Origin of the sequence: Nonomuraea sp. NBC_00507 (genome assembly GCF_036013525.1) — a bacterium.
Lineage (GTDB): Bacteria > Actinomycetota > Actinomycetes > Streptosporangiales > Streptosporangiaceae > Nonomuraea.
Map to the genome: position 1 here is coordinate 9,769,965 of NZ_CP107853.1, position 18,459 is coordinate 9,788,423.

The window sequence follows — 18,459 nt, forward strand, 5'->3', positions numbered from 1 at the left end:
GCGCCGGGCGGCCGTCAGCGCACGCGGGTCAGAGGACCGGCAGGTAGCGGCCGAGCTCGAACTCCGTGACGTGGCGGCGGTATTCGCGCCACTCCGACCGCTTGTTACGCAGGAAGAAGTCGAAGACGTGCTCACCCAGCGTCTCGGCCACCAGCTCGCTGCGCTCCATGACCTCGATCGCGTCGTTGAGCGAGCCGGGCAGCGGCTGGATGCCGAGGGCCCGCCGCTCGGCGCTGGTCAGCGTCCAGACGTTGTCCTCGGCCGCGGGCGGCAGCTCGTAGCCCTCCTCGATGCCCTTCAGCCCGGCCGCGAGGATCAGCGCGAACGCCAGGTAGGGGTTGCAGGCCGAGTCGAGCGAGCGGAACTCGATGCGCGTCGAGCCGCCCTTGTGCGGCTTGTACATCGGCACCCGCACCAGGGCCGAGCGGTTGTTGTGGCCCCAGCACACGTAGGAGGGCGCCTCGCCGCCCTGGCCCGCGATGGCCTCGGCGCCGCCCCACAGCCGCTTGTAGGAGTTGACCCACTGGTTGGTGATGGCGGTGATCTCGGCGGCGTGCTTGAGCAGCCCGGCGATGAACGAGCGCCCGATCTTGGACAGCCGGTAGTCGGAACCGGCCTCGTAGAAGGCGTTTCTGTCGCCCTCGAACAGCGACATGTGCGTGTGCATACCGGAGCCGGGGTGCTCGGTGAACGGCTTGGGCATGAACGAGGCCCAGATGCCCTGCTCGAGCGCGACCTCCTTCATGACCAGCCGGAAGGTCATGATGTTGTCGGCCGTGGTGAGCGCGTCGGCGTAGCGCAGGTCGATCTCCTGCTGGCCGGGCGCGCCCTCGTGGTGGCTGAACTCGACGGAGATGCCCATGGACTCGAGCATCATGATCGCCTGGCGCCGGAAGTCGTGCCCGGAGCTGTGCGGCGTGTGGTCGAAGTAGCCGCCGGAGTCGATGGGCTCGGGCCGCTCGCCGGCCTCGGGCCGGTTCTTCAGCAGGAAGAACTCGATCTCCGGGTGGGTGTAGAACGTGAAGCCCATGTCGGCGCACTTGGCGAGGGTGCGCTTGAGCACCCAGCGCGGGTCGGCGTGCGACGGCGAGCCGTCCGGCATCAGGATGTCGCAGAAAATGCGCGCGGCCCCGGGCGTCTCGCTGCGCCAGGGCAGGATCTGGAACGTCGACGGGTCCGGCTTGGCGAGCATGTCGGACTCATAGACGCGGGCGAAGCCCTCGATGGCGGAGCCGTCGAAGCCGATGCCCTCGGCGAAGGCCCCCTCGAGCTCGGCCGGTGCGATGGCGACGGACTTGAGGAAGCCGAGAACGTCGGTGAACCAGAGCCGGATGAACCGGATGTCGCGTTCCTCGAGCGTGCGGAGCACGAACTCCTGCTGGCGGTCCAAGGCATCCCCTCATGAAGACAGTACAGGTCTCCTACCAGCATGCCGTGTCCGTGTTTCGCACACGTTACGGGGGGTGCCGGTGAACAAGCCGGTGCGTGCCTCACTGACAAAGCCCCCGCCCCCCCTTACTGTGATCACGCAGTCAGTCTCGGGGGAGGCATTGGTGGCTATCGACCTGCTCAATCACAAGCTCGATCGGGCGTTCGACCACATCGACGCGAGCGGTTACGGCGTCGTCGAGCGTGAGGACTTGCTGGGGCTGGGCGCCCGCATCCTGGTGGGCTTCGGGGAGTCCCCCACGTCGGTCACCGGGGCGAGCCTCGTCGACAGCTTCGACGGCATCTGGTCCGCTCTGGCGAAGGCGCTCGAGCGCGACGGCGACTCCGGCATCGCGCGCCCGGACTTCCGCACTGCCATGACGGCCGCGTTCGTCATCGGCGATCAGTACGAGCCGGTGTTCAGGCCGGCGACGGTGGCGGTGGCGGAGCTGTGCGACGGCGATCGGGACGGCGAGATCGACCTCGCCGAGTTCCGCACCATGTTGTGCGCGTTCGGCGTCGCCTACGACGACGTGGAGGAGGCGTTCGACCGGCTCGACCGGGCGGGCAGGGGCACGCTGACCGTGGACGGGCTGGTCGCGGCGGCCTCCGAGTACTACCGCAGCGACGACCCGAATGCCGCCGGCAACTGGCTTTTCGGTCCCCTGTGAGCATCACCATGACGACCACCGTGTTCGCCACGGTGCGCACCGCGCTGCGTTCCGTGCTGACCTCGATGATGCCGCTGCCGCGCCGGGGCGGCGCCGCGGCCCTCGCGCTGCTGCCGCTCATCGAACGCGTGCCGGGGATGGCCCAGCCGTGCCGGATGCACCCGGCCGTGTACGCGATCGAGGCCGCGGTCATCGACTGGGCCAGGAGGACGGGCCTGCGGGCCGATCCCGGCGTCGGCTTCCACCGGATGGCGGGCCGGGCGTTCGCCGAGTTCGACGCGGCGGCGGCGGCGTTGTTCGCGCAGTGGCTGACGTGGCTGTTCCACCTGGACGACGAGCTGGACGAGGGCGAGTGCCGGCTGGAGATCTTCACCGGCATGCTCAAGGGGGCGGTGCGCCACCCGCTGGAGGCGGCGTTCGCGGACCTGTGGCGGGTGACGAGCGTGCGGATGAGCGACCGGTGGCGGGCCAGGTTCGCGGTGGGCCTGCAGCGCCAGCACGACGCCTGCCGTACCGAGGCCGACAACCGAGCGGCGGGCCGGATGCCGACGCTGGAGGAGTACCCGGCGCTGCGCAGGGGCACGGTGGGGCCGTACCTGTACGACCTGGTCGAGCCGTGCCTGCGGGTGGAGGTGCCGGCCTGGGTGCATGAGTCCGAGCCCTGGCAGCAACTGGTGAACGCCTGCAGCGACGTCACCGCCTGGTGCAACGACGTGGCCTCGCGGCCGAAGGAGCACGGCGACGTGCACAACTTCGTCGTGCTGGCGATGCGCCAGCTCGGGCTGAGCGAGCGGGAGGCGACAGGCTGGGTGCTGGACAGGATCGTCCGGCGCTGCGAGGACATGCAGGCGGCGGCCAGGCTGCTGCCGCTGGACGATCTGGCGCCCAAGGCGGCGCGGGACGTCAGCAAGGTGGCCTGCGCCTACCTGGCGGCGCCCCGCGCGCACCTGGACTGGCTGCTGGAGTCCACGCGCTACGCCTGACCGGCGAGCGGCTCGCCCGGCGGCCGCTCACGCCTGACCGGCGAGCGGCTCGCCCGGCGGCCGCTCACGCCTGACCGGCGAGCGTGTCGCCGGTCGGGGTGCGGCGGTAGACGACCTGCTTGCCGACCCGCATCCCGACCGTGAGCCCGCCGCCGCTGAGCACGCCGAGGTGCTGGCTGACCGCGCCCGGCGTGAGCGACATGCGGGCGGCGAGCGCGGAGGTGGTGCTGGGCTCGGCCAGCGCGAGCAGGATCTGCGCCCGGCTGCGGCCGATCAGCGCCGCCAGCGCGCCGGGCGCGGGCGGCGGGCCCTGCGCCCACAGGGTGCCGACGCCGTGCACGGGGTAGACGAGCATCGACTGGTACGGCGCCGACATGATCGCCACCGCCGGGCCCCAGAAGGCGCTGGGCAGCAGCACGAGCCCGTCGCCGTGTAGGCCGCTGACCTCGCAGTGGTGCCGTTCGATGAGCAGCCGCTCCCCCGTCCAGACCACGGTGGGGTCGAGCCCGGCGAACAGCGCGCTGGCGCCGCCCTGGGCCAGCTGCCGCGAGCGGCGCAGGACGTCGCGTTCGAGCAGGGCGTACACGCGCGGCCAGTACTCGGAGAAGCATGACTCCCAGTACGCCTGAAGCGTGTTCGCCACTCTGGCCACGCCGGCCTCGGGGTCGGCCATGAACCGCTCCAGCACGGCCCGGTCGGTTCCCTGCACTCTCGCCGCCTCCTGCTCGGCCCGCTCGGGCGGCGCGTTCCTGACCCGGTCGAGCTCGGCGGCGAAGTCCGGCATCGGCGTGTCGGGCGGCGGGGTGACGAAGTCGGCGATGTAGCCGGCCGGCGGCACGAGCGCGAACAGCTCGGCCAGGTCGAGACCGGCCAGCCGGTGACGGACGACCTTGAGCCACGGCAGGTGGATCGAGTGCCTGGCGGGCTGCTGGAGGGTGCGCAAGCTGGCCACGAGCTCCCACATCGGGGAGAACGCGAACCGGATGCGCGCCACGTCCTCCGGCGTCATGACCCAGGTGATGGACATCCTTTTAGTGTGGGCTAAACCGTTCGCGCCGGGAAACCGGAAATATCAACCTTTGTTGCGTGTCTAGTCCCACTGTCGAGAAGCCGTCGTTCCTCCGTTCCCAGGTCGCCGGCCTGCCCCGCCCGTTCTGGGCCCTGTGGGGCGGCACGCTGGTGAACCGCCTGGGCACCATGGTCGTGCCGTTCACCGGCGTCTACCTGACCCAGGCCCGCGGCCTTTCGGTGACCGCCGCGGGCCTGGTGATGGCCGTGTTCGGCGCGGGCTCGCTGCTGTCCCAGCTGCTCGCCGGCGTGCTCACCGACCGTGTCGGGCGGCGGGCCACGCTGTCGGGCGGCATGCTGGCCACCGCCGCCTCCATGCTGGCGCTCGGCTACAGCACCTCGCTGCCGGCGATCCTGGCCTCGATGTTCGTGCTCGGCCTGGTGATCGACGCCTACCGGCCCGCGTCCAACGCGCTGGTCGCCGACCTGGTCTCGCCCGCGGAGCGGCCCCGGGCGTACGGGCTGCTGTTCTGGGGGATCAACCTCGGCTACTCGGTCGGCATGACCGCCGGCGGCTGGCTGGCGGGGCTCGGGTTCATCTGGCTGTTCTGGATCGACGCGGTGTCGAGCGTGGTCTTCGCCGTGCTGGTGTGGCGGGCGGTCCCGGAGACGCGGCCGGCGGCGCGGGAGTCGGGCGGCGGATTCGGGGTGGTGCTGCGCGACCGGGTGATGGTGGCGTTCACGCTGGTCACACTGGGTCACGCGGTGCTCTACGCGCAGACGATGAGCATGCTGCCGGTGGCGATGACCAAAGTGGTGGGGTTGACGACGGCGCAGTTCGGGCTGGCCATGGCGCTGAACGGCGTGCTGATCGTGGTGGTCCAGCCGCTGGTGTCCGGCTGGCTGGGACGCAGGGACGCTTCACGGACGTTCGCGCTGGGCGTGGCGGTGATGGGGGTGGGGTTCGCGATGACCGCGTTCGTCACCAGCCCTCTGGGGCTGGCCGCGACGATCGCGGTGTGGACGGCGGGGGAGATCGTCACGGCGGGCATCGCGGGCTCGATCGTGGCCGCGCTGGCGCCCGCGGAGTTGCGTGGGCGGTACGCGGGGTTGTTCGGGTTCGCGTGGTCGGTGGCCATGGTGCTGGCGCCGCTGCTCGGCGGGACGCTCCTGGATCTCGGGATGGAGGCGCTGTGGTGGACGATGGGCGGGGTCGGGCTGGTGTCCGCAGCGGGGATGCTGGCGCTCGGGCCCGCGATCCGGCGGCGTTGAGAGAATTTTGATCGGGTATTGGCACTTGCCCGATAATTTTCTCCCATCCATGGGGTGGGAAGGGCGGGTGCCATGCGCCGCGCAGGTCTGGCGAGAGGTGCGGCGATCGGGATCGCCGCGCTCGCGGTCGTACTGGAGCTCACCGACATCTGGGTGACGGCGCAGTTGCCGCAGTCTCCTCATACGCCGCTGCCGTTCGCACCCGAGGACATGGCCGGCACCGCCTTCCCGATCTTCGGGGCGATCCTCGTCCACAGCAGGCCGCGCCTGGTCATCGGATGGCTGCTGTGCGTCGGCGGGCTGAGCGCGGCGGCCAACATCCTGTCGGCCAACCTCTTCACGCTCCTGTACGGCGGCCCGGCCCACGGCTGGATGATCGTCAACCTTACGTGGAACGTTCTCCAGCTCACCCTGGGCGTGCTGCTCCCGCTGCTCTATCCGGCGGGAGAACTCCTGTCCAGGCGGTGGCGCTGGGTGGTCGTCCTGGCCGTCACGGGCATGGCGCTCGACTGGGTCGCGGTGGTGGCCGGCCAGCGCTCGCTCAGGGAGTTCGCGCACTGGATGGTGGCGGCCGCCATGGCGGCGGCGTTCGCCTCGCTCGTCGTCCGGTTCAAGCGCGGCGACGCGGTCGAGCGGCGACAGCTGCTGTGGCTGCTGGTGACGCTGCCGGGGCTGCTGATCCCGTTCATCGTGGGCGGCTCGGTGTGGTGGCTGGCGACGCTGGCGATCCCGCTGATCCCGGCCGCCATCGCGGTGGCGGTGCTGCGGTATCGGCTGTTCGGCATCGACACGTTGATCAGCCGGGCACTGGTGGGCACCGGCCTGGCGATCGTCACCATGGGCGTCTACGTGGCGGTGAGCGCGGCGGGCAGCATGTTCCTGTCGGAGGTGGACCCGATCGCGGGCATCGCGGCGGCGGTGTTCGCCGGAGCCTTCTTCCAGCCGATGCGGCGCGGGCTGCAGCGCGTCGTGGACCGGCTGCTCTACGGCAGCACCGGCGTGCCGGGCGCGCTGGCCAGGCGGCTGCGGCACCGGCTCCAGCACGCCGACCCGGTGCACGGGCTGCTGGCCACGCTGGACGTGCTGCGCGAAGGCCTGTCGGTGACGGGCGTCGCGGTGGAGGTGGACGGCACGACGACCACGTCGGGGGCGGTGGGCGACGCGGGCAACGCCCCGCGCCCCGTCAAGACCATCGCGCTGGTGTGGCACGGGGAGCCCGTGGGGCTGCTGCTGATCGGGCCGACCGACCGGCGCAGGTTCCCTGCCGCCCACGACGAGCGGGTGATCGCGACGCTGACGCCGTACATCGCCGACGCCGCGCACGCCGTACGCCTCACGGCGGCGCTGCAGCGCTCCCGCGAGCGCATCCTGACCGCCCGCGAGGAGGAGCGGCGGCGGCTGCGCCGCGACCTGCACGACGGGCTCGGGCAGTCGCTCACCGGCATGGCGATGTCGATCAACGCCGCCCGCCTGAGCGTGCGTTCCTCCCCGCAGGAAGCCGACCGGCTGCTCGCCGACCTGCGGGCCGGCATGGACGCCGTGAGCGGCGACATCAAGCAGCTCGTGTACGGGCTGCGCCCGCCCGCGCTCGACGAGCTGGGGCTGGCAGGCGCGGTCGAGGAGCTGGCGGAGACGCCGATCGAGACCTCGGGCGACCTGGCGAGCCTGCCGGCGGCGGTCGAGGTGGCCGCCTACCGCATCGTCCAGGAGGCGCTGACGAACGCCCGCAAACACGCCCACGCCACCCGGATCACGATCAGCCTGCGCCGCGACGACCGGCTGCGGGTGAGCGTGACCGACGACGGCGTGGGGATGCCGCCGGACGCCCGGCCGGGCGTGGGCCTGGGCTCCATGCGGGAGCGGGCCGCCGAGCTCGGGGGCACCTGCGTGGTGCGCGAGGCCGAAGGAGGAGGCACCGTCGTCCAGGCCGAGCTCCCACTGTGACCTTTCGCCATATACCGAAGCCCGTTCTCCCTCTAAAGTTACGCGTGACATGCTCATCTTCACTGCTCTCGGACCGTTCCAGGCCTGGGCCGGCGGCGCCCCTCTCGACCTCGGCGGCCAGCGGCAGCGCGCGGTGCTCGCGCGCCTGCTCGTGGCCGGCGGCCGCGCCGTTCCCGTGAACACCCTCATCGACGAGCTCTGGCCGGGCGGCCCGCCGGCGCAGGCCCTGTCCACGATCCAGGGCTACGTCTCCCGCCTGCGGCGCGCGCTCGAGCCCGACCGCGCGCCGCGCGAGGAGGCCGGCGTGCTGGTGTCCGCGCCGCCCGGCTACGCCCTGCGGGCCGGGACCGAGCAGGTGGACGCCTGGCACTTCGAGAGCCTGGTGAAGTCGGACGGCACGCCGGCGCAGGTGTGGGCGGCCATGGACACCGCGCTGGGGTTGTGGCGGGGGCCCGCGCTGGCCGAGTTCAGCGAGCTGAGCTGGGCGGCGACGGAGGCCGGGCGGCTGGAGGAGCTGCGGCTGATCGCCATCGAACGGCGGGCCGACGCCGGGCTCGCGCTGGGCCGGGCAACGTCGCTGGTGGCGGACCTGGAGGCGCACGCGACGGCGTACCCGCTGCGTGAGGAGGCCTGGCGGCTGCTGGCCGTGGCGCTCTACCGGCTGGGCCGCCAGGGCGACGCGCTGGCCGCGCTGCGCAGGGCGCGCGCGGTGTGGCGGGACGAGCTGGGACTGGACCTGTCGGCCGCGCTCCAGCGCCTGGAGGGCGACATGCTCGCCCAGCGCCTGGAGGAGCCGGCTCCCGCGCCGGCGCCGGCGGCGGTTCCCGGGGACGTGCTGCGGGTGCTGGTGGCCGACGACCAGGCCCTCGTACGGGCGGGGCTCCGGGCCATGATGGCCGCCGAACCAGGGGTGACGCTGGTCGGCGAGGCCGGCAACGGCGAGGAGGCGATCGCGGCCGTCCGCGAGACCCGGCCCGACGTGGTGCTGCTCGACATCCAGATGCCGCATCTGGACGGTCTGGCCGCCGCGCGCAGGATCCTGGCGGAGGAGCGGCCGCCGAAGGTGGTCATGATGACCACGTTCGGCAGCGACGAGAACCTTTACGCGGCCCTGCGGGCGGGAGTGAGCGGATTCCTGCTGAAGACGGCGGCTCCGGAGCAGTTCGTGGCCGCGATCAGGGCCGCCGCCGGCGGGGACGCGCTCATCGACCCGGCGGTCACGACGCGGCTGATCTCCGCGTTCGCCGGGCGGGCCGACCCGGCCTCGCCGCCGGCGCTGGCCGGGCTCTCCGACGCCCTGCTCGACGTGCTGAAACTGGTCGCCAGAGGCCTGACCAACCGCCAGATCGGCCAGACCCTCTCGCTGCCGGAGGAAGAGGCCTCGCTGATGGTGAAGTCACTGCTCGAACACCTCGGGCTGTTCGACCGGGCGCAGCTGGTCATGGCCGCGTACGAGTCCGGGCTGGTCACGCCAGGTGAGAAGGCTCACTTTTCGTCGCTTTGACGATAAAAATCGCGCCATATTAGGCTGGGCGCGTGGCACAACTGCGCATTGCCCTGGCACAGACCAACCCGACCGTCGGCGACCTGGCCGCCAACGCCGACCGGCTGGTGGCGTGGACCCGCGACGCCGCCGAGCGCGGGGCGCACCTGGTCGTCTTCACCGAGATGTTCCTCACCGGATACCCCGTGGAGGACCTGGTGCTGCGCACGTCCTTCGTGGACGCCAGCATCCGGACTCTGGAGGAGGTGGCGCGCAGGTTGGAGCTGGAGGGCCTGGGCGACCTCCCCGTGGTGGCCGGCTACGTCGACCGGGCGGGCCTGGCGCCCCGGGTGGGGCAGCCGAAGGGCGCCCCGCTGGACGCCGCCGCGCTGCTCTACAAGGGCGAGGTGGTCACGCGTACGGCCAAGCATCACCTGCCGAACTACGGCGTGTTCGACGAATACCGCTATTTCGTGCGCGGCGACCGGCTGCCGATCTTCCGGCTGCACGGGGTCGACGTGGCGATCGCCGTCTGCGAGGACCTCTGGCAGGAGGGCGGTCCCGTGTCGGTCGTGGGGCAGGCGGGGGCCGGGTTGCTGGTGGTGCCGAACGCCTCGCCGTACGAGAAGGAGAAGGACGACGTACGGCTGGAGCTGTGCCGGCGGCGCGCCCGTGAGGCCGGGTGCGCGCTCGTCTACGTGAACCAGGTCGGCGGGCAGGACGAGCTGGTCTTCGACGGCGACTCGATCGTGGTGGACGGCTCGGGCGAGCTGGTGGCGCGGGCGGGCCAGTTCCGGGAGGAGCTGCTGGTCGTGGACCTGGACGACCTGCCGGTCTCGGACGCGGAGCCGGGCACGTACCCGCACGACGCGGGCGACGACTCCACGATCACCGTCGAGCGGCTGGTGCTGTCGGAGCAGCCCGTGGCGCCCTATCCCGCTGAGCCGGCCGGCATCGCCGAGCGGCTCGACCTGCACGCGGAGGTCTATGCGGCACTGGTGCTCGCGGTCAGGGACTACGTGCGTAAGAACGGGTTCCAGTCGATCATCCTGGCGCTGTCGGGCGGGATCGACTCGGCGCTGACCGCGACCATCGCCTCCGACGCGATCGGCCCGTCCCGGGTGCACGTGGTGCTCATGCCGTCGCGCTACTCCTCCGAGCACTCGGTGACCGACGCCGAGGAGCTGGTGCGCAGGCAGGGGGTCAACGCGCAGATGGTCCCCATCGCCGACGTCGTCGACGCCTTCGAGAAGGAGATCGAGCTGTCCGGCCTGGCCGCCGAGAACCTCCAGGCCAGGGTGCGCGGCATGATCCTCATGGGCCTGTCCAACCAGCACGGCCACCTGGTGCTGACCACGGGGAACAAGAGCGAGCTCGCGACCGGCTACTCCACCCTCTACGGCGACTCGGCCGGCGGCTTCGCCCCGATCAAGGACGTGCCGAAGACGATGGTGTGGGCGCTGTCCCGGTGGCGCAACGCGCACTCGGACCCGCAGTTCCTGATGACGGCCGAGCGCCCGATCCCGGAGAACTCGATCATCAAGGAGCCGAGCGCGGAGCTGCGCCCGGACCAGCGCGACACGGACTCGCTGCCGCCCTACGAGGTGCTGGACCGGCTGCTGGACGACTACGTGGAGAAGGACATGGGCTCGCAGGAGCTCATCGCGGCCGGCCATGATCCTGAGCTGGTGACGCGCATGATCAGGCTGGTGGACCTGGCCGAGTACAAGCGCCGCCAGTATCCGCCGGGCCCGAAGATCACCCCGAAGAACTTCGGCCGGGACCGCCGCCTCCCGATCACCAACCGCTGGCGGGAGACCACCACCGGCTGAGTTGTCGGAGGGCTCGGCTACGGTGCCGCCATGGCTGAATTCGTGATGGTGGCAGGCGCGTGGCTCGGGGCGTGGGCGTGGGACGAGGTGGTGCCGGAGCTGCGGGTGGCCGGGCACGGCGCGCACCCGTTGACGCTGTCCGGGCTCGCCGACAAGCAGGGTGTGCCCGCCGGGCAGCAGACCCACGTCCAGGACATCGTCGACGAGGTCGAGCGCCGCGATCTGCGGGACGTCGTCCTGGTCGGGCACAGTTACTCCGGCATCCCGGTCGGCCAGGCGGCCGAGCGGATCGGCGACCGGCTGGCCCACATGGTCTTCGTGGACTCCAACGTGCCCACGCACGGCGAGGCGTTCGCGTCCGGGGCGCCGGAAGGCTGGGCGGCGACCGAGATCGACGCCCACGGCGGCTTCTGGCCGCCTCAGACCGCGGCCGACTATGCGGGCCAAGGGCTCAGCGACGAGCAGATCGCGCGGATCGTGGAGGGCTCGACGCCACATCCCGGGGCCTCGCTGACCGAGCCCGCGGTGCTGGCGCGGCCGCTCGGCGAGCTCCCCGCCACCTACATCAAATGCCTGCTCGACGGCGAGAAGCCGGCCGACGACGTGGCCAGGCTGCTGACCAGCAAGCGGTGGCGGCTGGTCGAGATGGACACCGGCCACTGGCCGATGTTCTCCCAGCCGCGTGAGCTGGCCCGCATCCTGCTCGACGCGGCCACGCGCCGGTAAGGGCCCTCTCTTCCGCCACGATGCGGGAGAGGTGCTGGCGAACGCGTAACCAATGGGTTACGCTTTCTGTGTGGACGAGGTGGCAGGGGCGATCGCGGATCCGGTGCGGCGGCAGATCCTGGTGCTGCTCAGGGACGGGCGCCTGGCGGCCGGCGAGGTCGCCGACCGATTCCCGATCAGCCGCCCCGCCGTGAGCCGCCACCTGCGCGTGCTCAGGGAGAGCGGGTTGGTCCGGGCGGAGCTCGTCGGCAGACAGCGCTTCTACACGCTCGATCCTGATCGGTTCACCGAGCTCATCGCGTGGCTGGCACAGTTCGTCCGGCCCTCGGGCTGGGAGCACCATTTCGACGCGTTGGAGACAGAGGTCTACCGAACGCGCCGCGAACGCCGCACGGGCGGCGCCGCTGACAGCAGAAAGGCAGACACAGCATGAACCGATTCCCCACCGGCCGACTGTTCCGCACGGAGTCCGGCAGCGATCTCGTCCTCACCCGCACCTTCCGCGCAGCCGCCGAGGACGTGTGGGCCAGCATCACCGAGCCGGAGCGCACCGCGCGCTGGTTCGGCCCGTGGGAGGGCCAGGCCGGGCCCGGTCGGACGATCAAGGTCCAGATGGCGTACGAGGAGCAGCAGCCCTGGTACGAGATGCGCATCGACGCGTGCGAGCCACCGCGGCGGCTGGAAGTGTCCGCCGTGGACGAGGCCGGGTCCTGGCATCTGGAGCTGCTGCTGTCCGAGGCCGACGGCACGACGGAGCTGCGGTTCGTCCAGCACCTGGCCGACGAGGAGGGGATCGGCGAGATCGGGCCCGGCTGGGAGTACTACCTCGACATGCTCGTCGCCTCCCGCGACGGCTCCCCCAAGCCGGACTTCGACGACTACTACCCGTCGATGAAGCCGTACTACGAGCAGTTGCGGGACACGGACGCGTAGCGGGAATTGTCGGTGGCGGCTGACACAGTGAGGCCGTGGCTCAACCGCTGAAAGACATGATCAACGCGCAATCCGTGTCGGTGCTGGCCGACGGGCTCGCCGCGGCCTGGGAGCCGTTCCCCCGGGACCGTTTCGCCGGGCGGGCCCTGGCCGGGCTCGACGGGCTGGAGCTCAAGGACCGGGTCAAGCACGTCGCCGCGGCTCTGCACGACGCGCTGCCGCTGCCCTATCCGCAGGTCGCCGAGATCGTGCGCGCAGCCGCCTCTCGGTCGGTGCTGGACATGTGGAGCGGCTGGCCGGCCACCGACCACACGGCCGTCCACGGCGTCGATCACCTGCACGAGGCGATGGACACGCTGGCCGTGCTCACGCCGTACTCGACGGGCGAGTTCGCCGTGCGGCCCTACCTGGAGCGTTACCGCGACGACGCACTCAAGATCATGTACGGCTGGGCGGAGTCGCCGGACGAGCATCTGCGCCGGCTGGCGTCGGAGGGGTCGCGGCCGCGGCTGCCGTGGGCCACGCGGGTGGGCTGGCTGATGACGCCGGGGCCGACGCTGCCCCTGCTCGACCGGCTGCGCGACGACCCGAGCGAATACGTCCGCCGCTCGGTCGCCAACCACGTCAACGACCTGGCCAAGGACCATCCGGAGGAGGCGCTGGCGCTGCTGGCGCGCTGGCGTGCCGACGGCGGCTCTCACGTGGAGAAGGTCCTGCGGCACGCGGTGCGCGGGCTGCTGCGAGCCGGGCATCCTGAGGCGCTCGCGCTCATGGGCGCCACTCCGGGCAGCGGCGCGGTGGACGTGCTCGCCCTGGAGTCGGAGGCGGTGGCCGTCGGCGAGAAGCTGGGCTTCTCGGTCACGGTCACGGCTGATGGGGCGGGGCCGCTGCTGCTCAAATACGCGATCCGGCGGCCGGGCTCGCGTCGCGTGTTCCACCTGGGCCAGCGTGAGGCGGACGGGGCCGGGGCGACGTTCACGTTACGGAAGAGCCATTCCTTCCGGCCGGTGACCACGCGCGACGAGCCGCCCGGGCCCAGGGAGCTCGACGTGATCGTCAACGGCCGGGTGGCCGCGACCACCGCCTTCACCCTGACACCTGCACCGTGACCTGGACACCGTGACCTGGACACCTGACCCCGGGCACCCTGGCCCGGCCGCCCAGGTCACCGGTCGTGGCGGCCGTTGTGGAGGATCTCGTGGTCCCAGCGGTCGCGGGGCTGAGTGTGCAGGCGCCAGTAGTGCTCGGCGATGTCGTCGGGATCGAAGGCCGTGCCCGGCGCGACGGGGCCTGCCACGGTGACGGTGGCCACGTGCACGCCCGAAGGGCCGTACTCCTGGTCGAGCAGCGTCACCAGTGTGCGCACGCCGCTCTTGCCCAGGGACAGGCTGGTGTACTGGCGCTTGGGCTCGGGCATGCCGCCGGTGATGATGAACGTGCCGCCGTCCCGCCGCGCCATCGCAGGGGCGACGTGGGCGGCCGCGATGAGCGCGCCGACCACGTTGACCGCCCAAGCGTCCAGGTGGGCGCGTACGGTCGCCTCGCCGGGCGAGTCGGGCCGGATGATCGCGGCGTTGTAGACCACGACGTCCGGCGTACCCAGATCGGCTGCCGACGCGTCCAGGGCGGCCCGCAGAGCCGTCTCGTCGGCGCTGTCGGCCTGATAGGCCCGCACCTTATCGAGTCCCATGGTGTCGCCCGTTCGCGAGACGAGGGCCACTGGCAGGCCCTCACGTGCGAACCGGCGGGCGACCGACCGGCCGATCCCTGGACCCGCCCCGATAATCACCGCACCTGGCATCATCGGCTCCTTCGCTTTGTTGGCAGTGGCAGACAAGGGGACGCTAAGGCGTCACATCGATGTGAAGGTCAAGCTCGGAGCGAGGAGCACATGCGGATCGGCGACCTGGCCCATGAGACCGGGGTGAGCAGGCGGTTGCTGCGGTACTACGAGGAGCAGGGACTCTTGCGACCTGTCCGGCTGCCCAACGGCTATCGCGAGTACCACGAGTCGGACGTCGCCGCCGTCCGCCACATCCGGACCCTGCTGGCCGCCGGCCTGCCCACCGCGGTCATCGCCCGGCTGCTGGACTGCGTCCACGACGACGAGGGCGGGCGGATGGTGCCGGTGGCCTGCCCCGGGATGATCACCCATTTGCGGCAGGAGCGGCGGCGCATCACCGCGACGATCGAGCGCCTCCAGACGTCCCAGCAGCACTTGGACACCATGCTGGCCTCCGTCCGGGAGCAGCACGTCTGAGCCCCAGCCACCACCCGGTCTCGACCGGCACCAGGCCCAGCCGAAGCGTGCCCCCGATCCTCTGAGCGGCACCAGCGCTCCCCCCAACAGCCCTCTTGGGGCACAATCGGGGCTCGTGAGCGAAACTCGCCAGCCAACCGCCGATTCGGCAACGCAGGATCGTGACCTGGGCCGGGCACGCGAAGGGGACGATGCCGCCTTCGACCGCCTGATCGCGCCCCTGCGCCGTGAACTGCACGCGCACTGCTACCGCATGCTCGGCTCCGCCCACGACGCCGACGACGCCCTGCAGGATGCCCTGGTGCGGGCCTGGCGCGGGCTGGCGCGCTTCGAGGGTCGCAGTTCGCTGCGTTCGTGGTTGTACACGGTGGCGACCCGTACGTGCCTGGATCTCGTCGAGACGCGCGGCAGGCGGGCCCTGCCGGTGGATCTCGGCCCGGCCGCCGACCGCACCGTGGCCGACAACGCGCCGCGGACGGACGTGGCCTGGCTGGGACCGTACCCGGACACTGGCCCGGCCGCGCGGTATGAGGAGCGGGAGGCCGTCGAGCTGGCGTTCGTCGCAGCCCTGCAGCACCTGCCGGGCAACCAGCGAGCGGCGCTGCTGCTGTTCGAGGTTCTCGGATTCTCCGTCGCTGAGATCGCCGCCATGATGCGGACCACGACCACGTCCGTCAACAGCGCGTTGGCGCGGGCCCGCAGGATGGTCGCCGAACGGGTGCCTTCCCCTTCCCAGCAGCAGACGCTGCGGACTCTCGGGGACACCCACACGCGGGAGATCGTCGCCGGGTACGCCGCCGCGCTGGAACGCGGCGACGCCGACGCCCTGGTCGCGCTGCTCACCGAGGACGTGACCTGGTCGATGCCGCCGATGCCGCACTGGTACCGCGGCCTGGCGGCCGTCACCGACTTCGCGGTACGGGTGCCGCTGACCTCGTGCGGCTCCTGGCGGCACCTCCCGACGCACGCGAACGGCCAGCCGGCCGCCGCCTCCTACCTCTGGGACGACGCGGCCGGCGCGCATATGGCCTGGTCGATCAACGTGCTGACGCTGCGCGGGGAGCGGGTCAGCGAGATCACCTCGTTCATCGGCCGCGAGCACTTCCCGCTGTTCGGGCTACCCGTGTCGCTCCCCTGACGGCCGCCCGCGTCGCTACCGCGGCGGCGACGGGCGCAGGTCGGTCCTGGCCGCGCCGGTGGCCTGGTCGAGCGGGAACGACAGGTGCTGGTGGGTCATCATCCAGGCGCCGTCCCGCCGCTCGAACACCCGCGTGCCCCGCGACCAGGTCTCGGACACCTGACCGTCCTCGCCTGCGACGCGGACGCGGTTGAGTCCCCACGCCACCGCGAGGTCCTCGCGTACCAGGATCTTCAGGTCGGGCACGTCGAAGCTCACGTCGCCGGGGACGTCGAGGCCACGGGCGCAGACCTTGCGCACCTCGTCGACGCCGACGTACTCCAGGGGCGTCTCGTGCTCGTACGAGACGACGTCGTCGGCGATGGCGGTCATCATGCCGTCCAGGTCCTTCGCGGCGGTACCGGCGTACCAGCGTTCGTGGACCTGCCGCACCTCCTCCTCGGCCGCGCCCTCGTCCCCGAGGGGGAACGAGTGGTGCTCGTGGGCGACAACCCAGCGGCCGTCCTCCTTGCGCAGGCCGAGCGTCAGCCGCAGCCGGTAACCGGGGTTCGCCGCCAGCTCACCGGGGGTGCCGCAGCGCAGCAGGGCGTGGGCGAAGGCGACGTCGGAGCCGGCGGTGACGTCCAGGGTCTCGATCTCGAACGACGCGCCCTGCGCCTGCCACTGGAAGAAACCCGGCCACGTCTCCTTGTACGCCTCGATGCCGTGCACGCCTTCGTAGGGCGGCGGCACGTCGTACATCACGATGTCGTCGGCGTGATCGGCGAGAACGCGCTCGAGGTCGCCGGCGTGCACCGCCTCGGCCCAGCGCTCGATCAGCTCGCGGATCCGCTCTTCGTCGCCGGTCATGGTGCAGTCCTTTCGGTCGGTGGTCCGTCAGGAGTACAACCTGGGCCGCGGCGCGAAATCATCGCGGCAGTTGCGGCGGAAGGTCGAAGTCCCCGAAATCGGCCTCCAGGAACGAGACGACCTCGGCGATCCGGGTGCCGCGCACGACGATCAGGTCCACACCCGCCGGGACGTACGCGGCCCGCCGCTCATCCCACATGTACGTCCCGAACGCGAGCTGCCCGTTCGCCCGTGCGGGCAGGAAACGCCAGCGGCTGGTCAGCGGCCCCTCGGCCAGGAAGCCGCGGATGCCGTCGTGGCCCTGGTACCAGGCGGTCAGCGGCGGCATCGAGTACTTCGCGTCCTCGGTCAGCATGGCCACGATGGCGTCGATGTCGCCGGCCTCCCAGGCGGCGGCGTATCGGCGGGCCAGCTCCCGCTGCCCGGGCTCACCCAGCACGTCGAGTATCTGCAGCTGGCTCGGCTCCGGCAGCAGCTCGGTGAGGACCTTGCGGGCCCGCTGCAGGGCGCTGTTGACCGCCGCGACCGTGGTGTCCAGCTGGTCGGCGGCCTCGGCGGCGGCGTACCCGAGCACGTCCCGCAGCAGCAGGGCGGCCCGCTGCCGGGCCGACAGGTGCTGCAGCGCCGCGACGAACGCCAGCTCCACGCTCTCCTTCGCCACCGCGCGGGCCTCGGGGCCCAGCTCGGCCGTCCAGCCCATCAGCCGGTCCGGGTACGGCTCCAGCCACGCCACCTCGGCCACCGGCGCGGCCTCGGGGCTCAGGTCGGTAGGCAGCTCGCGCCGTCCACGGCGTTCGAGCAGCGTCAGCGCCCGGTTGGTCGCGATCTTGTAGAGCCACGCCCTGAACGTCCCGCGGTCGTCGAACCGCGCCATACTTCGCCAGGCCCGGTCCAGCGTGTCCTGCACGGCGTCCTCGGCGTCGTGGACGGATCCCAGCATCCGGTAGCAGTGCGCGCGCAGCTCCTCCCGCAGCGGGCCGACCAGGCGGCCGAACGCGTCGCGGTCGCCCGCCCGCGCCGCGGCCAGCAACTCCGCCGCGTCCGCCGGCGTCGTGGCCATCGTTTCCGTCCCCTCTCCGGCTGCCCCGTGGTCAAGCTACCCGAGACGATCGCAGGCGGGTGAGCGGGATCCACCGTCCGGCCGACCTGGAGATCACGACTCAGTGCGGCGCGGCGTTTCCCGTCCTGGCCGGTCACCGGTCTGGAGCCGGGCCTCGATGCCGTCGAGGATGATGTCCAGGCCGAGGAGGAAGTTGCGGTCGAAGTCGCCGTCGCCCACGTCCGCATGCCGCGACAGCTCCGGAGCGTGCTCGTCGAGGTAGCGGACGGCGCGTGCGCGGATCTCGGCGTCCGTGCCGGGCGTGCGGACGGTGGCCCACCAGGTGTTCTCCGCGGCCACGTACCCGTTCACGTAGGAGGACAGGGCGCCGACGGCGGAGTTGAGGGCGGGGCCGCTCAGCCCGGCGCCGGCGAGGGTGGCGTAGAAGAGCTGGGAGCGGGCCAGCGCGTTCGGGCCGAGCAGCGGACGGGTGGCGGTGAGCTCCGGCACCCAGGGGTGGCGGCGCATGACGTCCCTGCTCTGGGTGAGCCGGCGGACGATGGTGGCCCGCCACGTAGGCTGCTCCTCCGGCTCGATCTCGCCGAAGACCTCGTCCAACGCCAGGTCGAGCACGTCTTCCTTGCTCTTGACGTACTCGTACAGCGACATTGTGCCGGCCCGCAGGCGGGCGGCCAGAGCCCGCATGGAGAAGCCGCGCACGCCCTCGGCGTCGAGCAACGCGATGGCGGCCTCGACGATGCGCTCGCGCGACAGCCGGGGCCTGTGCGGGCGGGCGTCGTCACGGAACCAGATGGACTCCGGCATCTCCGAGCCCTTCCGTGCACTGTACGGAAAACCGTACAGCTAGCTTAGGCGACGGCGAGCGCGAGACG

18 protein-coding genes are annotated in these 18,459 nt (G+C 71.7%); 12 read left to right on the forward strand and 6 right to left on the reverse strand.

Annotated features, from left to right (window positions below):
- Positions 1-28: 28 nt before the first annotated feature.
- Positions 29-1,390: a type I glutamate--ammonia ligase gene (gene glnA, locus OHA25_RS47075; protein ID WP_327583349.1), complete on the reverse strand. Its 1,362-nt coding sequence runs from the start codon at positions 1,388-1,390 to the stop codon at positions 29-31.
- 163 nt (positions 1,391-1,553) lie between these two features.
- On the opposite strand from glnA, the gene OHA25_RS47080 reads away from it, so the two are divergent.
- Together OHA25_RS47080 and OHA25_RS47085 are read left to right on the forward strand one after the other, a co-directional pair.
- Positions 1,554-2,099, forward strand: a complete 546-nt coding sequence (locus tag OHA25_RS47080; protein ID WP_327583350.1) for an EF-hand domain-containing protein — start codon at positions 1,554-1,556, stop codon at positions 2,097-2,099.
- An 8-nt stretch (positions 2,100-2,107) separates the two neighbouring features.
- Complete coding sequence (locus OHA25_RS47085) at positions 2,108-3,082, forward strand: terpene synthase family protein (protein ID WP_327583351.1); 975 nt, start codon at positions 2,108-2,110, stop codon at positions 3,080-3,082.
- A 64-nt stretch (positions 3,083-3,146) separates the two neighbouring features.
- Here the strand turns inward: OHA25_RS47085 and OHA25_RS47090 are convergent, their stop codons facing one another.
- Positions 3,147-4,109 carry a DUF5937 family protein gene (locus OHA25_RS47090; RefSeq protein ID WP_327583352.1) on the reverse strand — a complete coding sequence of 321 codons (963 nt, stop codon included), beginning with the start codon at positions 4,107-4,109 and terminating at the stop codon, positions 3,147-3,149.
- 59 nt (positions 4,110-4,168) lie between these two features.
- Here OHA25_RS47090 and OHA25_RS47095 point away from each other — a divergent pair, with 59 nt between their 5' ends.
- From OHA25_RS47095 to OHA25_RS47130, 8 genes are all read left to right on the forward strand, one after another.
- Positions 4,169-5,362 (forward strand): MDR family MFS transporter, encoded by a 1,194-nt coding sequence (locus tag OHA25_RS47095; protein ID WP_327583353.1) that lies wholly within the window; start codon positions 4,169-4,171, stop codon positions 5,360-5,362.
- Between the two features lie 72 nt (positions 5,363-5,434).
- Complete coding sequence (locus OHA25_RS47100) at positions 5,435-7,306, forward strand: sensor histidine kinase (RefSeq protein WP_327583354.1); 1,872 nt, start codon at positions 5,435-5,437, stop codon at positions 7,304-7,306.
- Positions 7,307-7,355: 49 nt separating this feature from the next.
- Complete coding sequence (locus OHA25_RS47105; RefSeq protein ID WP_327583355.1) at positions 7,356-8,810, forward strand: BTAD domain-containing putative transcriptional regulator; 1,455 nt, start codon at positions 7,356-7,358, stop codon at positions 8,808-8,810.
- A gap of 32 nt (positions 8,811-8,842) precedes the next feature.
- The gene (locus tag OHA25_RS47110) at positions 8,843-10,621 is read left to right on the forward strand and encodes an NAD+ synthase (RefSeq protein WP_327583356.1); all 1,779 of its coding nucleotides are present in this window, start codon (positions 8,843-8,845) and stop codon (positions 10,619-10,621) included.
- Positions 10,622-10,651: 30 nt separating this feature from the next.
- The gene (locus OHA25_RS47115) at positions 10,652-11,347 is read left to right on the forward strand and encodes an alpha/beta fold hydrolase (protein WP_327583357.1); all 696 of its coding nucleotides are present in this window, start codon (positions 10,652-10,654) and stop codon (positions 11,345-11,347) included.
- 70 nt (positions 11,348-11,417) lie between these two features.
- Positions 11,418-11,780: a metalloregulator ArsR/SmtB family transcription factor gene (locus OHA25_RS47120; RefSeq protein ID WP_327583358.1), complete on the forward strand. Its 363-nt coding sequence runs from the start codon at positions 11,418-11,420 to the stop codon at positions 11,778-11,780.
- Entirely contained in the window at positions 11,777-12,280 is a 504-nt protein-coding gene (locus OHA25_RS47125) for an SRPBCC family protein (RefSeq protein ID WP_327583359.1), read from the forward strand. The genes OHA25_RS47120 and OHA25_RS47125 overlap by 4 nt, the downstream gene beginning before the upstream one ends.
- Before the next feature lie 35 nt (positions 12,281-12,315).
- Positions 12,316-13,389, forward strand: a complete 1,074-nt coding sequence (locus OHA25_RS47130) for a DNA alkylation repair protein (RefSeq protein ID WP_327583360.1) — start codon at positions 12,316-12,318, stop codon at positions 13,387-13,389.
- Between the two features lie 56 nt (positions 13,390-13,445).
- On the opposite strand, the gene OHA25_RS47135 is transcribed toward OHA25_RS47130, so the two are convergent.
- Positions 13,446-14,084, reverse strand: coding sequence for an SDR family NAD(P)-dependent oxidoreductase (locus tag OHA25_RS47135; RefSeq protein ID WP_327583361.1), 639 nt, complete (start codon positions 14,082-14,084; stop codon positions 13,446-13,448).
- A gap of 87 nt (positions 14,085-14,171) precedes the next feature.
- Here OHA25_RS47135 and OHA25_RS47140 point away from each other — a divergent pair, with 87 nt between their 5' ends.
- Positions 14,172-14,540, forward strand: coding sequence for a MerR family transcriptional regulator (locus OHA25_RS47140; protein ID WP_327583362.1), 369 nt, complete (start codon positions 14,172-14,174; stop codon positions 14,538-14,540).
- A gap of 115 nt (positions 14,541-14,655) precedes the next feature.
- A complete protein-coding gene (locus OHA25_RS47145) occupies positions 14,656-15,678 on the forward strand; it encodes a sigma-70 family RNA polymerase sigma factor (RefSeq protein WP_327583363.1) in 1,023 nt (340 codons plus the stop codon).
- A 15-nt stretch (positions 15,679-15,693) separates the two neighbouring features.
- On the opposite strand, the gene OHA25_RS47150 is transcribed toward OHA25_RS47145, so the two are convergent.
- The 3 genes from OHA25_RS47150 to OHA25_RS47160 form a co-directional block, all read right to left on the reverse strand.
- Positions 15,694-16,527, reverse strand: a complete 834-nt coding sequence (locus OHA25_RS47150) for an SgcJ/EcaC family oxidoreductase (protein ID WP_327583364.1) — start codon at positions 16,525-16,527, stop codon at positions 15,694-15,696.
- Positions 16,528-16,585: 58 nt separating this feature from the next.
- Entirely contained in the window at positions 16,586-17,587 is a 1,002-nt protein-coding gene (locus OHA25_RS47155) for a sigma-70 family RNA polymerase sigma factor (protein WP_327583365.1), read from the reverse strand.
- Positions 17,588-17,680: 93 nt separating this feature from the next.
- A complete protein-coding gene (locus OHA25_RS47160; RefSeq protein ID WP_327583366.1) occupies positions 17,681-18,391 on the reverse strand; it encodes a TetR/AcrR family transcriptional regulator in 711 nt (236 codons plus the stop codon).
- Positions 18,392-18,459 lie beyond the last annotated feature (68 nt).

What these genes read in the sequence shown, in the direction of transcription:
- OHA25_RS47140 (WP_327583362.1), top strand. Translation starts at nt 14,172, where the DNA reads ATGCGGATCGGCGACCTGGCCCATGAGACCGGGGTGAGCAGGCGGTTG.
- OHA25_RS47160 (WP_327583366.1), bottom strand. Translation starts at nt 18,391, where the DNA reads ATGCCGGAGTCCATCTGGTTCCGTGACGACGCCCGCCCGCACAGGCCC.
- OHA25_RS47125 (WP_327583359.1), top strand. Translation starts at nt 11,777, where the DNA reads ATGAACCGATTCCCCACCGGCCGACTGTTCCGCACGGAGTCCGGCAGC.
- OHA25_RS47085 (WP_327583351.1), top strand. Translation starts at nt 2,108, where the DNA reads ATGACGACCACCGTGTTCGCCACGGTGCGCACCGCGCTGCGTTCCGTG.
- OHA25_RS47150 (WP_327583364.1), bottom strand. Translation starts at nt 16,527, where the DNA reads ATGACCGGCGACGAAGAGCGGATCCGCGAGCTGATCGAGCGCTGGGCC.
- OHA25_RS47155 (WP_327583365.1), bottom strand. Translation starts at nt 17,587, where the DNA reads ATGGCCACGACGCCGGCGGACGCGGCGGAGTTGCTGGCCGCGGCGCGG.
- OHA25_RS47135 (WP_327583361.1), bottom strand. Translation starts at nt 14,084, where the DNA reads ATGATGCCAGGTGCGGTGATTATCGGGGCGGGTCCAGGGATCGGCCGG.
- OHA25_RS47100 (WP_327583354.1), top strand. Translation starts at nt 5,435, where the DNA reads ATGCGCCGCGCAGGTCTGGCGAGAGGTGCGGCGATCGGGATCGCCGCG.
- OHA25_RS47090 (WP_327583352.1), bottom strand. Translation starts at nt 4,109, where the DNA reads ATGTCCATCACCTGGGTCATGACGCCGGAGGACGTGGCGCGCATCCGG.
- OHA25_RS47115 (WP_327583357.1), top strand. Translation starts at nt 10,652, where the DNA reads ATGGCTGAATTCGTGATGGTGGCAGGCGCGTGGCTCGGGGCGTGGGCG.
- OHA25_RS47105 (WP_327583355.1), top strand. Translation starts at nt 7,356, where the DNA reads ATGCTCATCTTCACTGCTCTCGGACCGTTCCAGGCCTGGGCCGGCGGC.